The sequence below is a fragment of the Rhodococcus sp. NPDC059968 genome (assembly GCF_042738615.1).
Lineage (GTDB): Bacteria > Actinomycetota > Actinomycetes > Mycobacteriales > Mycobacteriaceae > Rhodococcus_F.
Window position 1 is genome coordinate 21,087 of sequence record NZ_JBHWUE010000036.1, and the last position, 14,792, is coordinate 35,878.

Here is a 14,792-nt window from a genome sequence, read left to right on the forward strand (position 1 = left end):
TGTCGCTCCAAGGAGGCTTTCATGTCCGTTGCCGAAACTGGCCAGAGAACGCTGTACGATACGTTTGTGGGGCCGACCCTCGACTCCGCACTCTGGCAGCCGTTGGTGCTGCCCACGCCAGACGGGACACCTTGGGTGTTCGCAGAACCGGGCGCCGATATACGGGTCGAGGCTGGCTCTGTGGTCGTTTCAGTCCCGCGATTCACGCGGTCCCACAACGAGTTGCAGTCACCGGACAACGCGAAACACTTCTTGATCTCGACATCGTCGGTTGCAACGCCTACGAGTGGACAGATCACCTTCTCGGTCGAGATGGCTGCGGAGAAGATCCGCGGCGCAGCCAATGACTACCGCGACGGATTCGCGACATTCAACGTCTTTGACATGGAGTCGGGCATGGTCTTCGACCTCGTCAGCACCGGGACGCGGATCCTGGCTATCTACGAACGGTTGCCGGTCGCCGGAGTGAGCGAGGAAGACGCGTTCACGTATGTGGTTGACGCGCCCCTGGCCGGTGTGCCGACAACTCCAGGCACGTTCCACCAGTATGCAATCACTATCGATGCGCAGACCGGCGTGGTTCGATTCGTCGTGGACGGCACGCTTGTGTACTCGATTCCATCAATCCCCGTGATGCCACGCCAACTGAACCTAGGTATGGGATTGATGACCCTTTCCCCTATCTCGGCGGGCAGCACCACGTCGATCCACGGGCAAGGAATGATTGCTCAGTGGCGGCGTTTCGAATATGGTCCAGGCGGTGCATAGCCTAGGCCGGCTCCGCCACCGCGAATCACTGCACCGGTTTCCAACGCGAGTCGGTTGGCTCGAACGTGCACATCGTGCGAACTGATTGTGCATCCTCGTTTCACCGCCACCCGAGGCGGCGGTGAAACGAGGCGGTTTGAAGCGAGTACCGCTGGCAGAACCTGATTCACAGATTCAGCATCACGGGTTCACCGCGGCACTGGTGATTGGATAGTCTTGTACCGCCCGACTTTCATCAGCCGATGGTTTCGGGTGTTCGATTGGTCTGGAGCGCTCTGCTCCAAGAGATGAGTTGATCAAGCATCGCATCCACCGATTCTTTGTGGAAGTCGGCGGGCCGAAACTCCTGGAATTCGACGAAGTCGGTGAAAAGTGACAGTGCCACCGCGGTCCGGACCCCGGCGACCTTTACCTCCGCCATCACCTGGCGCAGATGTTCGACCGCGCGTGTGCCGCCGGCGCTGCCGTAGCCGACGAACCCTGCGGCCTTGTCGTTCCATTCTCCGTAGACGAAGTCGACCGCGTTCTTCAGTGCGCCGGGGATTGAATGGTTGTACTCCGGGGTCACGAAGATGAACCCATCGAAGGATGCGATCTTCGCCGCCCACGCCTTGGTGTGGTCATGAGTGTACTGACCGTATGACGGCGGGATCTCCTCATCAAGCATAGGGAGGTGGAAGTCGAGTAGATCGACAACCTCGAACTGTGCGTCACTTCGGCGGCGAGCGATCGTGTACACCCATGCTGCCACGTCTGCGGCTCGACGCCCCGGTCGAGTGCTCCCGACGATGATGCCAATCTCGGTCTTGTTGAAGGCTCCTTAAAGGATGGCTAGGGGTGTCGATCACCACTGATTGTGAATCTTGAAGAGCTTTTCCGCGTTGGAGTGCGAGACTGCCCGGTGTTCTTGCTCTGTTAGCGGTGCGCGGTCGAACCATTCGCTCGCAGCGATCATGTCCTCGTATGGGTAGTCGCTCGAGAACATCACCCGTTCGTGACCCATCTTCTCGATTGTGAATCGCAGTGCCGCATCGTCGAAGAATCCGCTGGTCGTGGCGTGAAAATTGGTGGTGAGGTATTCGGCGAGCGGTCTGGCCAACTCGACGCCGCGATGAGTGACTTCGTATCGATGCTGGACTCGCCAGATCGAATACGGCAGCGTCTCGCCGAGATGCCCGAGAACAATCTGTACTCCGGGATGACGGTCGAAAACCCCACCGGTGATCAGGCGCAAGGCATGGGTGGCGGTCTCCACGCCGAAGGCCCATGCCGAACCGAGCAGAACCTCGTGGTCTCGATACGCTTCGCGTTGGGTTTGCAACGGGTCTCGCGGATGCAGGTACACCGGCACATCGAGTCGCTCAACCGCGGACCAGAACACGTCGACTTCGGGTCGGTCCAGATAGAGAGCGCGGTTCGGGTCGGCGGTATCGGTGAAACCGTTGATCAGTGCTCCAGAGAATCCGAGAGTAGTGACAGCCCGTTCGAGTTCGGCGGCGGCGGCGGCGGGATCTTGAAGCGCAACCGCGGCCAGTCCGCCGAGGCGCCCGCGGTGTGGGGCGATGGATTCGGCGAGGAAGTCGTTCTTTTCCCGGGCCATATGCACCGCCGCCTGCGGGTCGGTCTCGCCTTGAACAGCTGGCCCAGTGACCGACAGCAGGGAGTAGTCGATACCGGCGTCGTCCATGTCGGCCAGTCGGAGGTCAGTCATGTCCAGCAGCCGGCGTCTAGCCTGCTTCCAGACGGCCGGGTCCGGCAGTCCCCCGGTCACCTTGTCGACGAGATCCGGTGTAATGAAATGCTCTTCGAGTGCAATCTTTCCGCTCATGTGTGCTCAATTCATGTTCGACGTGTGGGACTTGTAGGTGCCATGGTGTGGCTGTCAATCACCCGTGATGGTTCGTTCGAACTTGGAGAGCAGGCCCCATTCCAGGCGGAGAGCCTCGAGGATCGAGTACGCGTGATACTTCGTCATCACGTCGGCTCCGGCGAGCCGTGCGGCCCAGGTCTGGCCGTTGTCGGTCGTCTTGGTTAGCGTCTGCTTGGTGACGTAGTTCGTCATGTCGTTGAAGTAGTCTTCCCACAGGACCCAGCCGTTGCTGAAGCCGATCCGTTCCACCAGTTCGAAGTCGTCGACCTCGTCGAACGCCTGCTTGGCGAAGTCGATGATGTCCCAGGTGTAGTCGCGGGATGCGAGCGCGTCTTCGCGGGTGCCCCATCTGTTGACGTGGCCGGATACGACCGCATCGAAGTCGTACTCGAGGATCCAATCGTGTGCTTCCGCCCACCCTCGAATGTTCTCGGATGCGTCGCAGTGTTTGAAGGCGCTCCAGCCGGGGCTGATGATGTCGATTGCGGCAAGAACCTTCTGCTTCGGGGTGTAGATGAAGATGTTCCCCGGTGCGTGGTTGACGCCCTTGTAGTCGAGATCGATAGTAACTCCGTTGATCGCGATGCTCTGGCTGGTTGAGATCGTTTCTGTCGGCAGTGGAATGCCATTCTTGCGGCCCATGTCTGGCCAGCGTTCGAGCATCTCGCGGGTGTACTCGTGGGCGAAGACGGTCACGTCCTGGCCGAAGACGCCAGCTGCTCCGATGTGATCGGCGTGCCAGTGGCTGTAGATGGCGTGGGTGACTGGTTCGTCTGTGACCTCTGCGATTCCCCGGAGGATGTTGTCGCCGAGGAGTGGCGGTGCATCCACTGCTACCACCCCGTTGCCGGTGGCGATGAACATGCAGTCGTACGCTCCGGAGGTGAGGTAGAAGACCCCGTCGTTGAGTTCTTCTACGTGGTATCCCTTTTCGAGGCGATCCGGCAGAAAGAGCGATCCGGTGGCGTTCGGCGGGATGGGGCGGTAGTCCGAGAGAGAGGTGTAGGGCATGCCGGCGGCGCCGAGGCCGTAGCGGTCGGGCAAGATGCCGGGCTTCTCATTGTTGCTCATTGTGAGCGCCTTTCTTGGGTGGTGGGGGTCTAGTTGGAGATGGTGTGGGATGTGGGGATGCGCAGGATCGGTTTGATCGCCTTCCCGCTCTGGGTGTCCGCGACAGCGGTATTGATGTCGGCGAAGTCGTAGAACGTGACCAGGCGGTCGAACGGGAATCTTCCGGCCTGGTGCATTTTGATCAGCTCCGGGATGAATAGCTGTGGTATCGAATCGCCCTGTGCGATTCCGCGCACCGTGCGCCCACCGAGGAGAGTGTTCATGTCGACCGGCGCTTGCGTGCCCGCAGGTGCACCGCCGATCAGGCCTGCTGTTCCCAGGGGGGCGAGTACGTCGACCGCCAAGGTCAGCATGGAGGGTCGCCCTGTGATTTCGAGGGCGAAATCCACTCCGCCGGGGGCGATGTCGCGCACGGATGCGCTCACATCCGCCGTACGTGCGTTGACGGTGTGTGTGGCGCCCAATTCTTCGGCCAGGATGAGGCGCTCGTCGACGACGTCCACCGCGATAATCGGGCTTGCGCCGACCGCATGAGCTGCCATGATCGCGGACAGTCCGACAGCGCCGGCCCCGAAGACCACGACGCTGGCACCGGCGGGCACAGCAAGTGAGTTCATTATCGCGCCGGCGCCGGTTTGTATCCCGCATCCCAGAGGTCCGAGAAGCTCCAATGGAGCATCGACGGGGACTTTGACAACGTTTCGTTCGGTGGCCACGGCGTGAGTGGCAAACGAGGACTGCCCGAAGAAGTGTCCGTGGATCTCGTGGCCGGCGTCGTCGCGGAGTGCGTTCGTGCCGTCCGCCCGCGCTCCGCCGAAGTTCAGAGGAAAGGACCTCTCGCAGTAGGCAGGGTATCCGGTCAGGCACGACCGGCAATGACCGCACGACTGGTACGACATGGTCACGTGGTCGCCGGGGGCTACGGTCTGCACCGCGGCACCGACCGCCTCGACAACGCCTGAGCCCTCGTGGCCGAGGACGGCGGGTAGGGGAGTGGGTAGATTCTGGTCTCGAACATGGACATCGGTCTGGCACAGCCCCGTCGCCACGACGCGCACCAGTACTTCGTCGAGCCGCAGATCGGACTCCCGCTCGAGGGTCTCGATAATAAAGTCTCCGTTCTTCTCGCGCACCACGGCCGCGGTGATCCGTTCCGTTCCAGCGCCATGGACTGTGTTCCGTGTCATCAATTCGTCTCCGAGTTCCTGCCGCGGGGGCCAGATGGGATCTGTCCCGCCGATATGTGGGGCTTGAACAGTGCAAACAAAATAATTCAATGCTTGCGCATGCTTTGAATGTACAGTGGACGATACTCCGGTTCGGGTCGCAGTCAAGGCGCCGCGGATGGCGATCCCAGCCAGAGCGCACAGGGCACCAGTCCTGGCGACCAGCTTCCGCGAAGGAGAACCCCCAATGCCCACCACCGATCCAGTCCCTCCCCACGTAACGAACTTCATCGACGGACGGTGGGTCGACTCCTCCGTTGTCGGAGAGTCGACCGATCCCGCCACCGGCAAAGCGATCGGAACCTTCGCCGATGCCCAGCAAGAGCACGTCGAGTCCGCTATCGACGCGGCACGCCGCGCCTTCGCTACCGGCGCGTGGGGGCGCGACCGAACAACGAGATCGGCGGCACTGTCCGCGTTCGCCGACCGCATGTTCGCGCACCGCGACAAACTGATTGCCCTTCTCTCACGGGAGAACGGCAAGATTCACAGCGAGGCCGAGCTCGAAGTTGATCTGTCGATCTCGAAAATCCGCTACTACGCAGCCCTGGCATTGACGGAGTCCGGGCGGGCCGCCGAGGTCAGAGCGGGCCTGTACTCGATGACAATCCGTCAGCCGGTCGGAGTAGCCGGCGTGATCGCCCCGTGGAACTCGCCGGTGATCCTGTCGATTCGATCGTTCGTTCCAGCGCTCGCGGCCGGCTGCGCCGTAGTCGTGAAACTGCCTGCCCAGACCGCCCTCACCAACGCATTGATATTCGAAATCATCGGGGAGGTCTCCGAGATCCCAGCCGGTATCTTCAACGGGTTCACCGAAAGCCGTGGAAATGGCGCCCGCCTGATCTCACAATCCCCCGACATCGATGTCGTCAGCTACACCGGCAGTACCACGGTGGGGCGCAAGATCATGGAACAAGCTTCCGCGACACTCAAGCCGGTGTCGCTCGAGCTCGGCGGCAAGACCCCGATGATCGTCTTTGACGACGCCGACCTCGACGCCGCGGTACCGGTTCTGACCAAAGCGGTCACCACCTTTACCGGGCAGTTCTGTATGACCGGAAGCCGCATCCTCGCCCAACGCGGAATAGCTGACGAACTGCGCACCCGGATGACCGAGGCGCTGAAGCAGGTGCGCGTGGGTCCCGGCGACGACCTGACCAGTGAGATGGGGCCCATGATCGACCGCACCAACGCTGCACGGGTCGACCTGCTGGTAGAGGACGCAGCCAAGTACGCGACGATTCTCGTCAGAGGTGGGGTGGTCACCAAAGGCCCATTGGCAGACGGCGCGTTCTATCGCCCCAGCCTCGTCGAGGTGAACGAACTCGATACCCCAATCGTTCAACAGGAAGTGTTCGGACCGGTCGCAACGTTCGAGGTGTTCGACGACGAATCCGACGCAATACTCCGCGCCAACGCCACCGAATTCGGGCTCGCCGCCGGAATCTGGACACGGGACGTCGACCGGCCACTGAGAGTGGGAAGAGAACTCGAAGCAGGCACCGTGTGGTTCAACACCTGGGCAATCGTCGTTGATCAGTTCGAAGAGGGCGGATTCAAGCAGAGCGGAATCGGCCGTCTCAATGGGGAGCGGGCACTCGAGGAATTCCAAGAGATCAAACACCTCGTCCATCCCGCTCCCCGGATGAACCACTGAAACCGATTCGCACATAACAATATACGAAGGCACACGTAGTCGCCGTCCTCCGCGAACAGCATTGCGGGGGATTGCATGTGGTCTCGGCCTTCCGTCGCCACGCGCACGGGACTCGATCAACAATCTGCACCGCCCGACCGCCATCCCCGACACGCCATAGAGAAAGCAAAAACATGTCGTTCGAACTCGGCATCTACCACTTCGGAGAGCTGACACCCAATCCTGAGACTGGTATCACGATGAACCCAGGTCAGCATCTCCGGGACTTGATCGAGCAAGCCACCATCTCGGACGAAGTCGGTCTCGACGTTTTTGCAGTGGGCGAACACCACCGCACCGACTTCGCGGCCTCCGCACCTGCTGTCGTACTCGCGGCGATGGCGCAAGCTACCAGGAGCATAAAACTGTCGAGTGCCGTCACCATCCTCAGCTCCGACGATCCCGTGCGTGTGTTTCAGCAATTCGCAACGCTGGACCTGATATCCGAAGGACGCGCAGAGATCATCGCCGGACGAGGCTCGTACACCGAGTCGTTTCCACTGTTCGGCCACGATCTCGCCGACTACACCGAGCTATTCACCGAGAAACTCGACCTACTCCTTCGATTACGCGACACGAACCCGGTGAACTGGAAGGGCAATCATCGGGCACCACTGATCGACGCCGACATAACGCCTCGACCCGATCGGGAGTTACCCATCTGGGTCGCCATCGGGGGCACCCCGGCATCGGTTGTGCGCGCAGCGAAGCTGAACCTGCCACTGTCGCTCGCAATCATCGGCGGAAGTTACCGCTACTTCGCACCCTACGTCGAACTCTACCGCGACACCGTCGCAAATCTCGGGCACGACCCGACCGGGTTGAAGATATCGGTGTCGTCGCCGGGATTCATCGCCGACACCAGTAAGCGCGCACTGGATCTGTCGTACCCATACTTCCAAGCCGGCTGGATGCAGAATCACCACCAACGCGGGAACGGGGTACCGATGCCGCGCAAGGCATACGAGGCACAGGCGAGTGCCGGGGGTGCCTTCTTCTTGGGCGGCCCACAGGAGATCATCGACAAGGTCATGTCCCAATACGAGCTGTTCAAGCACGATCGCTTGATGATCCAAATGGGATTCGGAAACGTACCACAGAAGGACATGCTGCGCGCGATCGAAATCCTCGGCACAGAAGTCGCCCCAGTCATACGCAAAGAAATTGCGAAACTTAAGGATCTGGAGACAACGAAGTGAATCAGCTGACGGTGATGGCAGTGGCTGGAAGCCTGCAAGAACCATCGAAAACCCGCGCACTGGTGGAATTGATTCTCGCTACCCTGGCGGAGCGAACACAGATCAGCACCCGCATCGTCGAAGTACACCAACTCGGAACGGGCCTGACTTCAGCCCTGTCACCCGAGGACCTCGACGAAGCAACGTGCGAAACCATCCGGGCCGTCGAATCCGCCGATCTGCTGATCGCAGCCTCACCGGTGTACCGCGGCTCCTACACGGGACTGTTCAAGCACTTCTTCGACTTCGTCGACCAATACGCACTGGCAAACAAACCCGTCCTGATCGCGGCAACCGGGGGCAGCGATCGTCATGCCCTAGTCCTCGAACACGCGATGCGGCCCCTATTTGCGTTCTTCCAAGCATTGGTCGCTCCCGTCGGAATCTACTTAAGCGCAGGAGATTTTGACGGTACGACGATATTGAACCCAGAAGCATACGAGCGAATCGAAGTGGCGGTCAACGACATCCTGCCGGTGGCACACGCAATGGCGGCAGACGAATCAGTGCAGGTGCATCCATGACCGCGACGGCCAGCGGAAGAAGCACCGCCGCGGGAGAAAGAATGATCACCCAACTGCGGCAGGCGCACGCTCCGCTCCGGGATGACATCGTCACGCTCGACCGTGCCCTCACGATCCTGCTCGATGCAACAGCGGACCACAGCGCGGTGCCCAAGATGATCAACAGTCTCACAGCAGCGAATTTCGTGTGGCAACTTCGGGTGAACTGCGACTTCTACTGCAACCACCTCACTCTGCATCACACGATCGAAGACCAGCGCATGTTCCCGACCATGGCGCGCCGATTCCCCGAACTCAAACCGGTAATCGGCGAACTCAAGGCCCAGCATGAGGCAATCGGAGAGTTGGTGGACGAAGCGAAAGCCGCCTCACTACATCTAACCGCCGACCACGAATCGGTCGCGCGAGCGCGTACGGCAATTGGCACCCTTGCCACCCACCTGAGGGCACATCTCGCGGACGAGGAGACGGCGATGTTTCCGTACTTCCGCACCATGACACAAGACTGGCACCTCGGATGATTAGGAGTTCCCATCTCTGACTACGGCCGCGACATCCACTTCGGCTACTTCCTCACACCCTCCGCCGCCGACGCTGGCGCGGTACTGCGCACCGGCGAGCTCTTTGACCGCCTTGAATTCGACCTTCTCGGCATCCAGGACCATCCCTACCAAGCCGACTTCCTAGACACGTGGACCCTTCTATCCACAATCGCTGCTCGCAGGGACTATCAGATTATCGGTGGATCTGGCTCTGGCGCATGGGTTTAGTTTCCGTTCGTGGTGATGCGGCCTTCGAATGTGATTGCGAATGCGTTCAAAGCTCCCTGGCCGCGGATCAACGGATGGTCAGGACGGCTTTGCCGCGCAGGCGGCCGTGGGCCATTTCATCGAGGAGTGTGGCGGTGCGGCTCCAGTCGTCCCGGTGTCCGATCTCGGCACGTAGATTGCCTTGTTCGGCCAGTTCGAGAAGTGCGGTCAGGTCGCGGGCGTCCTGGTGGGTGTCGGCGGCGAAGTAGACGAAGTGGTGCAGGGTCAGTGATCGTCCCCCTTCGAGCAGGCTGAAGAAGTCGAGCGTCAGCGGTTGGGCGGAGGCCTGCCCGAACCAGAGGAACAGGCCGTCATGAGCGAGTTTCTTCGCGGCTGTGCTGCCGAGAGGACCGCCGACGGACTCCAGGACAATGTCGAAAGAACCGTTGTCCAGGGCGGTGACGTCGTGGGTGACGCGGGCCCCGAGGGCGGGGAGGTGCTGCCAGGGTGCGCTCTCCGCTGCGACGGCGGTGACCTGTGCTCCCTCGGCGACGGCGAGTTGGACGACGAACTGGCCGACACCCCCGGTGACGCCGGTGGCGAGAATGCGGCGGCCGGACAGGGGTCCAGCCTTGGCCAGCATACGGCGGGCCACCAGGCCGGCCAGAGGGAGGGCTGCGGCGACGTCGGAGGGCACGCCGTCCGGTACCGGGACGACGCGGTCGGCGGCGACTGCGACGTACTGGGCCGCCGCGCCGCCGCCGGGCAGGTGTATCACGACGCGCTGTCCGGCGGAGGGCCCGCTGCCGTCCGCGGCGGCCCGCTCGACGAGGCCGACCGCGTCGACGCCGGGGCGGTAAGCGGTGTCCGGGCTGCTCAGGTTCAGGAAGTCAGTGCGGTTGAGGGAAAATTCGGTCACCCGGACCAGAGCCTGGTCGTCGGCAGGCACGGGTCGGTCGATGTCAGCTATCTCGACGAGGTCGCCGGGCCGGCCGGTGGAGATGAGTGCGCGCATGGGAGGACCTTCCTTGAAACGGTAGTGCTACTATCGGTTTACTTTATGCACGGTAAACCGGTACTGTCACTACCGTTTTTTGACCGAGGGAGCCACGCGCATGACCACATCGGCACAGAGACCGCGCAAGGACCAGATCCGCAACCGGCAGCGCCTCCTCGACGCTGCTCGCACCGCCTTCGCCGAGTACGGCCCGGGCCTCTCCCTCGAGGCGATCGCCCGCCGCGCCGGAGTAGGGACTACCACCCTCTACCGACACTTCCCCACCAAGAACGACCTGGTCGAACAGCTCCTGAGTGATCTCTGCGACGGCGCACGGCGGATCGCCGAGCGCGCCATGACAATGCACGACGCCTGGGAAGCGTTCCGTACCGTTTTCACGCAAGGCTGCGTGCTGGAACCGACTGACCTGTTTCTCTTCGACACCCTGTGCCGCACCTCGCCCGCCGCAGCCGAATACGGCAGTCAGGCCACCTTCGGCATCGTCGCGCCCGTCGCCGAACGGGCCCGCCATGCCGGAGTGCTGCGCACTGACGTGACCGTCGCGGACATCGCTGCCCTCATGCGGATGGCCGATTCCGCCGTCATCGCCGAAGAACGCCGCGCCGCTCAGAACGTCCTGTTGGATGGGCTTCGACGGACCGCCGGCTGAGGCCGAGTTTTCCCGCCGTGGCCTGGACCGCGTCACGGTCCACACCGAAGGTGCCCCGGTGTTCGTCATGGTAAGTGTCGATGGGGAGGACGCGCTGATCGTGTCCGTCGACGAGGCGGCGCTGGGCCGTTACCCGTTGCACTGCAACGGTTCGGCTTCGTGGGACTGGGTAGCTGGTGCCGAACTACAGGCGTTCCTGCGTGCGAGCCGGCGCTGAGTCTCGAAGCGTGCCGAGTCGAGTCGACGCAGATCCGGATGCGAACCGGTAGGTAACACGTGTTCAGTTAGTTGACCGGATCGAGGAATCCGTACGCAGTGAGGATGTCGATTCTGCGCCCCTTGGACCGCGCGAGGCGTGCGGAGGTGAGCCGCTGAGTGTCGGCGTTGGCGCCTGACCGATCCCACAGGATCGGATCCCATAACTTGCACTCGGGGTGGCGATCCCCAATCACCTTTACCGCACTCCGCATCGGCGGAGGCTTCCCTGCTATCCGTGTGTCTCCTGCGACCCCGCACTTCCCCAGCGGCGCCGTCGGCGCAGGAGGGGTTCGTCGACGATTCTCGTGGACGTCGGTGTCGGGAGGTCCGGAGAGGAGGGCGAGGTAGTTCTCGTGCGGCATCCTGTGCGGGGGACGCTGCGCCGGACACCATCGAGTGCTCGGCGCCGCCTTCGTGTATGTGCGGGGTTACGGGTTCCGCACCCGATCCGGCACGGCCGCCGCGCCGGGGAGCCTGTCAATGCTTCTGGGTAAGGCGCCGTGCCGGCGGATTCACCGCCGACGCGGCGCCGTAGTTGTCGCACTGGAACAGGCAGATCCCGTGTGGGTTCGCGGTCAGTAGCTATTGTTCGGCTGCGGATGCTGCCTGTCGGATGATGTCGGCGACGACGTCGGGTCGTGACACGTACACGGCGTGGCTTCCGGGTGTCTCGATCACGGTCGCTCCGATCCGCTTGGCCATCGACTCCTGTGCAGTGGGCGGGATCATCCGGTCTTCGGTGACGTGCAGGTACCAACTCGGCTTGACGCGCCAGGCGGCGTCACTGATGGTCCCACCGAGGGCGTCGAGACCCCATGGAACCTGGGAGTCGGCCAGGAACGCCGCTTGCTCAGCTGATACGTCCGCGGCGAACGAGTCGGAGAATTTGTTCCGGTCGAGGAAGAGGTTGCCGTCTTGCGGCGGCAGTATCGGGGGCTGGGGTCCGTCCTGCGGGAAGCCGCCGAGGAGGGTGTTCACGGACTCACCCGTGTCCGGCGCGAATGCCGTGATGTAGACGAGGGCGGCGACGTTGGGGTGCGTGCCGGCCTCGGTGATGACGGCTCCCCCGTAGGAGTGCCCCACGAGGATGACGGGGCCGTCGACGTCGTCGATGACCTGTCGTGTCGTGGCGGCATCGTCCGCGAGCGATTTCGTCGGATTCTGCACGACGCGGACGCCGAATCCGTCCTTCGTGAGTGTGTCGTAGACGGCCCTCCAGCCGGATCCGTCCACAAATCCCCCGTGAACGAGAACGACGGTCTTTTCTGCTGCACTCATGCTGGTCTCCTTGCCTGAAAGTTGGTCAATATCAGTGAATCTAGGGCATCACGAGATTAGTGTTCGTGAATCCGTCAGTTGATCGTCTTCAGATTGGGCCTGGGTTTCCTCGACACCCAGGGGAGAGAAACTCGACTTCCGCGGTCAGCACGTCCAGGAAGACAGACAATGGGATCGGACCTGCAGACGCGGAGCGCGCGGTGGACACAGAGCCCGGAGTCAGTCCGCCGGTTCGCGCGGTGGGTGGTCGAGATACGGTTCGGGCCGCCGTGGTGGTCGGCGCACTGGGTGTGGTGTTCGGCGACATCGGGACCAGCCCGATCTACACCATCCAGACGGTGTTCAACCCGGAGGATCCGCACCCGGTGCCGGTCAGCGAGGACAGCGTGTACGGCGGCGTGTCGCTGATCTTCTGGTCGGTGATGATCGTCGTCACCCCGACCTACGTCTTGCTGGTGATGCGCGCCCGACGGCGAGGGCGGGGTCATGGCGCTGATCACGCTGCTGCGGCGCCTGGATGGGGCGCGCGGCCGCCGACTGGCCGTGGTGCTGGCCCGGTCACGTCGAGCATGAGTTTGCCCATCTCCTCGACTGTGGGACGTAGGCGCCGTCGTGGCGGTCGGTGCTCGCGCACAGATCATCGACGGGCGGCGGCCATGACCCCGTGGTACGAGACCATGGTTTCCTTGGTGAATCCGGGCATGAGCACCTCGTGCGCCGTCGCCCAGCCCGTCCGGCGGCGCTTGCGTCACGGTTGCACCGGTCGCCGATCGGCGCATCCCGCGAACCGCTCCCGCATGCTTCAACCCAGCGTGTCCGTCTGCAGGCCCTCCCCGATCGTGGGGCGCTCCAGGCCCCAGGCCGGAGTGGCCTGGAAGGGGGTATCGGCGATTCCCGCGGCCACCATCTGACCGAGGATGACGGCGTCCGGCAGGGTGTCGGCGCGCTGCTGCTCCCGGCGCTCGCGCCGCTCGTGCCGGTCACGGCTGTCGTTGTCGTCGCCGGGGGTGTTGACCCCGGGCGCGGCGATGCTCGTGGCGGCGGGCGTGGCCGCACCCTCCGCCGAGGGCGTGGTCGCGGCGTCGATGCCCGCACCGACGAGGAGCACGGCGGCGGCACCCAGCGCGGCGAACCAGGCCGTCTTCGATTTCGCGGCCGCTGGCTTCCCGAGCGGCCCGCCGGCACTGGCCGTGCCGAGTCCGCGGTGTCCTGCCAACGGCACCGCGTTAGTGGGGTCGATCAGACCCAGGTTCTTCGTCATGTCCAGCTCCTCGGTTCGGGGGCGCGAGCCCTATAGTTTAAATTTCTACTATCATCAACATGATCCAATCTCCTTTTATTCCCATTGGTTTCGCGCCCGTACGGGTAGATCGCAAACGTCGGTAGTACAGTTCTTAAGTATTTGGTGGTGGGTTGGATGGAAGGGGTGCGGTGCCGAAGCGGAACGAGTTGACCGAGGAGCAGCGTCAGGCCTGGCGGGTCTATATCGAGGGCAGCCTGCGGCTCGAGACCCGGCTCGATGAGGCGCTGCGGGCGTCGACCGGTCTGAGCATGATCGACTATCACGTGTTGCTGTTGCTGTCCGAGGCGCCGGGGCAGCGGCTGCGGATGCGTGAGATCGCCGCGAAGATGGTCTTCTCCCGCAGTCGGATCACCTACCAGATCACCTCGATGCGCAAGCGGGGTCTGGTGGCGCGGGAACCGGCGCCGGACGACGGGCGGGGCAGTCGTGCAGTGTTGACCGCGGTCGGTCTGCAGGCGTTGCGTGATGCGGCGCCGCCTCATGCCCAGGCTGCCCGTGACCTCTTCCTCGACGACCTCGATGCCGAGGAATTGCGCTGCATCCGGCGGGTCTTCACCAGGTTGTCCGCGCGGCTTTACTAGGACTAGGGAGTACTTTGTTAGCTCGGCGTGTCGGCTCGAGTTTGCGTGGCTTTCTCGAGAGTGTGCGGCCTGGATACAGCCGGTCTCGCCCGTGTCGGGGAACAGTTGGATACGTTTGCCGGTGAGGTGTTCTCGTCGCTGGCGCGCAAGGATCAGCGGGCGACGGCGGGAGTGAATGTGCGGGGGTTGATGCTCGACGGGCGCGGAAGTCGATGCAGCCGATGGCGAAGCGGCTGCGGGTCGATCACCAACGCCTGCAACAGTTCATCGGCCACCTCGCCGTGGGATATGTGGCGGCAGTCGAACCACTGTCCCGCCGGGCGTGTGATCTGATCACCCCGGATGCGTGGGGAAAAGACGACATCGGTCACCTTGAGTTGGGGGAGCGCTTGCTTGACGACGAGCTGTCTCTCCCCGGCGGTGATGGCGAAGACGTCACTGGATACGCCGCCAGCGAGTACCTCTACCGTGCTTGCGATGTCGGCCGCGATCAGCCCTCGCTGGGAGAGGTAGGAGGCAATGTGTCCTGGTCGATGCGGATCCACGGTGATGCCTCGGTCGTT

General features: G+C 62.8%; 18 protein-coding genes and 1 pseudogene. 9 read left to right on the top strand and 10 right to left on the bottom strand.

The window, feature by feature from the left end:
* Positions 1-21: 21 nt before the first annotated feature.
* Complete coding sequence (locus ACFWAY_RS26100; RefSeq protein ID WP_378512682.1) at positions 22-768, top strand: DUF6081 family protein; 747 nt, start codon at positions 22-24, stop codon at positions 766-768.
* A gap of 235 nt (positions 769-1,003) precedes the next feature.
* Here ACFWAY_RS26100 and ACFWAY_RS26105 read toward each other — a convergent pair whose 3' ends face one another.
* Genes ACFWAY_RS26105 through ACFWAY_RS26120 form a run of 4 tightly spaced genes read right to left on the bottom strand, consistent with a single transcriptional unit; the run spans position 1,004 to position 4,896 of the window.
* A complete protein-coding gene (locus ACFWAY_RS26105) occupies positions 1,004-1,567 on the bottom strand; it encodes an NADPH-dependent FMN reductase (protein WP_378512753.1) in 564 nt (187 codons plus the stop codon).
* A gap of 45 nt (positions 1,568-1,612) precedes the next feature.
* Positions 1,613-2,596, bottom strand: coding sequence for an amidohydrolase family protein (locus ACFWAY_RS26110; RefSeq protein ID WP_378512683.1), 984 nt, complete (start codon positions 2,594-2,596; stop codon positions 1,613-1,615).
* A gap of 54 nt (positions 2,597-2,650) precedes the next feature.
* Complete coding sequence (locus ACFWAY_RS26115) at positions 2,651-3,709, bottom strand: MBL fold metallo-hydrolase (RefSeq protein ID WP_378512684.1); 1,059 nt, start codon at positions 3,707-3,709, stop codon at positions 2,651-2,653.
* Positions 3,710-3,738: 29 nt separating this feature from the next.
* Complete coding sequence (locus ACFWAY_RS26120) at positions 3,739-4,896, bottom strand: NAD(P)-dependent alcohol dehydrogenase (protein WP_378512685.1); 1,158 nt, start codon at positions 4,894-4,896, stop codon at positions 3,739-3,741.
* Positions 4,897-5,122: 226 nt separating this feature from the next.
* Here ACFWAY_RS26120 and ACFWAY_RS26125 point away from each other — a divergent pair, with 226 nt between their 5' ends.
* The 4 genes from ACFWAY_RS26125 (at position 5,123) to ACFWAY_RS26140 (ending at position 8,914) form a co-directional block, all read left to right on the top strand.
* Positions 5,123-6,592 (top strand): aldehyde dehydrogenase family protein, encoded by a 1,470-nt coding sequence (locus ACFWAY_RS26125; RefSeq protein ID WP_378512686.1) that lies wholly within the window; start codon positions 5,123-5,125, stop codon positions 6,590-6,592.
* Between the two features lie 77 nt (positions 6,593-6,669).
* Positions 6,670-7,830: an LLM class flavin-dependent oxidoreductase gene (locus tag ACFWAY_RS26130; RefSeq protein WP_378512687.1), complete on the top strand. Its 1,161-nt coding sequence runs from the start codon at positions 6,670-6,672 to the stop codon at positions 7,828-7,830.
* Positions 7,827-8,393 carry an FMN reductase gene (gene msuE, locus ACFWAY_RS26135; RefSeq protein WP_378512688.1) on the top strand — a complete coding sequence of 189 codons (567 nt, stop codon included), beginning with the start codon at positions 7,827-7,829 and terminating at the stop codon, positions 8,391-8,393. Before ACFWAY_RS26130 ends, msuE begins: the two co-directional genes overlap by 4 nt.
* Before the next feature lie 41 nt (positions 8,394-8,434).
* Entirely contained in the window at positions 8,435-8,914 is a 480-nt protein-coding gene (locus tag ACFWAY_RS26140) for a hemerythrin domain-containing protein (protein ID WP_378512689.1), read from the top strand.
* Here the strand turns inward: ACFWAY_RS26140 and ACFWAY_RS26145 are convergent, their stop codons facing one another.
* Positions 8,915-9,067, bottom strand: coding sequence for a hypothetical protein (locus ACFWAY_RS26145; RefSeq protein WP_378512690.1), 153 nt, complete (start codon positions 9,065-9,067; stop codon positions 8,915-8,917).
* Positions 9,068-9,230: 163 nt separating this feature from the next.
* Complete coding sequence (locus tag ACFWAY_RS26150) at positions 9,231-10,157, bottom strand: zinc-binding dehydrogenase (protein WP_378512691.1); 927 nt, start codon at positions 10,155-10,157, stop codon at positions 9,231-9,233.
* A gap of 100 nt (positions 10,158-10,257) precedes the next feature.
* Here ACFWAY_RS26150 and ACFWAY_RS26155 point away from each other — a divergent pair, with 100 nt between their 5' ends.
* Both ACFWAY_RS26155 and ACFWAY_RS26160 read left to right on the top strand, forming a co-directional pair.
* Positions 10,258-10,809 (top strand): TetR/AcrR family transcriptional regulator, encoded by a 552-nt coding sequence (locus tag ACFWAY_RS26155; RefSeq protein WP_378512692.1) that lies wholly within the window; start codon positions 10,258-10,260, stop codon positions 10,807-10,809.
* A 67-nt stretch (positions 10,810-10,876) separates the two neighbouring features.
* Entirely contained in the window at positions 10,877-11,026 is a 150-nt protein-coding gene (locus ACFWAY_RS26160; RefSeq protein WP_378512693.1) for a hypothetical protein, read from the top strand.
* A gap of 67 nt (positions 11,027-11,093) precedes the next feature.
* Here ACFWAY_RS26160 and ACFWAY_RS26165 read toward each other — a convergent pair whose 3' ends face one another.
* On the bottom strand, positions 11,094-11,279 hold the full coding sequence (locus ACFWAY_RS26165; protein WP_378512694.1) for a hypothetical protein: 186 nt from the start codon (positions 11,277-11,279) through the stop codon (positions 11,094-11,096).
* 370 nt (positions 11,280-11,649) lie between these two features.
* Positions 11,650-12,345 (bottom strand): alpha/beta fold hydrolase, encoded by a 696-nt coding sequence (locus ACFWAY_RS26170; RefSeq protein ID WP_378512695.1) that lies wholly within the window; start codon positions 12,343-12,345, stop codon positions 11,650-11,652.
* 239 nt (positions 12,346-12,584) lie between these two features.
* On the opposite strand from ACFWAY_RS26170, the pseudogene ACFWAY_RS26175 reads away from it, so the two are divergent.
* Positions 12,585-12,900 (top strand): annotated as a pseudogene (locus tag ACFWAY_RS26175) (KUP/HAK/KT family potassium transporter); the annotation flags it as partial.
* Between the two features lie 247 nt (positions 12,901-13,147).
* Here the strand turns inward: ACFWAY_RS26175 and ACFWAY_RS26180 are convergent.
* Complete coding sequence (locus ACFWAY_RS26180; RefSeq protein WP_378512696.1) at positions 13,148-13,606, bottom strand: hypothetical protein; 459 nt, start codon at positions 13,604-13,606, stop codon at positions 13,148-13,150.
* Positions 13,607-13,776: 170 nt separating this feature from the next.
* On the opposite strand from ACFWAY_RS26180, the gene ACFWAY_RS26185 reads away from it, so the two are divergent.
* Positions 13,777-14,229, top strand: a complete 453-nt coding sequence (locus ACFWAY_RS26185) for a MarR family winged helix-turn-helix transcriptional regulator (protein ID WP_378512697.1) — start codon at positions 13,777-13,779, stop codon at positions 14,227-14,229.
* A 152-nt stretch (positions 14,230-14,381) separates the two neighbouring features.
* Here the strand turns inward: ACFWAY_RS26185 and ACFWAY_RS26190 are convergent, their stop codons facing one another.
* A complete protein-coding gene (locus tag ACFWAY_RS26190; protein WP_378512698.1) occupies positions 14,382-14,774 on the bottom strand; it encodes a hypothetical protein in 393 nt (130 codons plus the stop codon).
* Positions 14,775-14,792 lie beyond the last annotated feature (18 nt).

Bases quoted from the DNA above. Each gene is read 5' to 3' on its own strand.
- ACFWAY_RS26180 (WP_378512696.1), bottom strand. From the start codon at position 13,606: ATGACGAAGAACCTGGGTCTGATCGACCCCACTAACGCGGTGCCGTTG.
- ACFWAY_RS26125 (WP_378512686.1), top strand. From the start codon at position 5,123: ATGCCCACCACCGATCCAGTCCCTCCCCACGTAACGAACTTCATCGAC.
- ACFWAY_RS26110 (WP_378512683.1), bottom strand. From the start codon at position 2,596: ATGAGCGGAAAGATTGCACTCGAAGAGCATTTCATTACACCGGATCTC.
- ACFWAY_RS26100 (WP_378512682.1), top strand. From the start codon at position 22: ATGTCCGTTGCCGAAACTGGCCAGAGAACGCTGTACGATACGTTTGTG.
- ACFWAY_RS26140 (WP_378512689.1), top strand. From the start codon at position 8,435: ATGATCACCCAACTGCGGCAGGCGCACGCTCCGCTCCGGGATGACATC.
- ACFWAY_RS26120 (WP_378512685.1), bottom strand. From the start codon at position 4,896: ATGACACGGAACACAGTCCATGGCGCTGGAACGGAACGGATCACCGCG.
- ACFWAY_RS26170 (WP_378512695.1), bottom strand. From the start codon at position 12,345: ATGAGTGCAGCAGAAAAGACCGTCGTTCTCGTTCACGGGGGATTTGTG.
- ACFWAY_RS26160 (WP_378512693.1), top strand. From the start codon at position 10,877: ATGGTAAGTGTCGATGGGGAGGACGCGCTGATCGTGTCCGTCGACGAG.
- ACFWAY_RS26165 (WP_378512694.1), bottom strand. From the start codon at position 11,279: ATGCGGAGTGCGGTAAAGGTGATTGGGGATCGCCACCCCGAGTGCAAG.
- ACFWAY_RS26155 (WP_378512692.1), top strand. From the start codon at position 10,258: ATGACCACATCGGCACAGAGACCGCGCAAGGACCAGATCCGCAACCGG.
- ACFWAY_RS26150 (WP_378512691.1), bottom strand. From the start codon at position 10,157: ATGCGCGCACTCATCTCCACCGGCCGGCCCGGCGACCTCGTCGAGATA.
- ACFWAY_RS26115 (WP_378512684.1), bottom strand. From the start codon at position 3,709: ATGAGCAACAATGAGAAGCCCGGCATCTTGCCCGACCGCTACGGCCTC.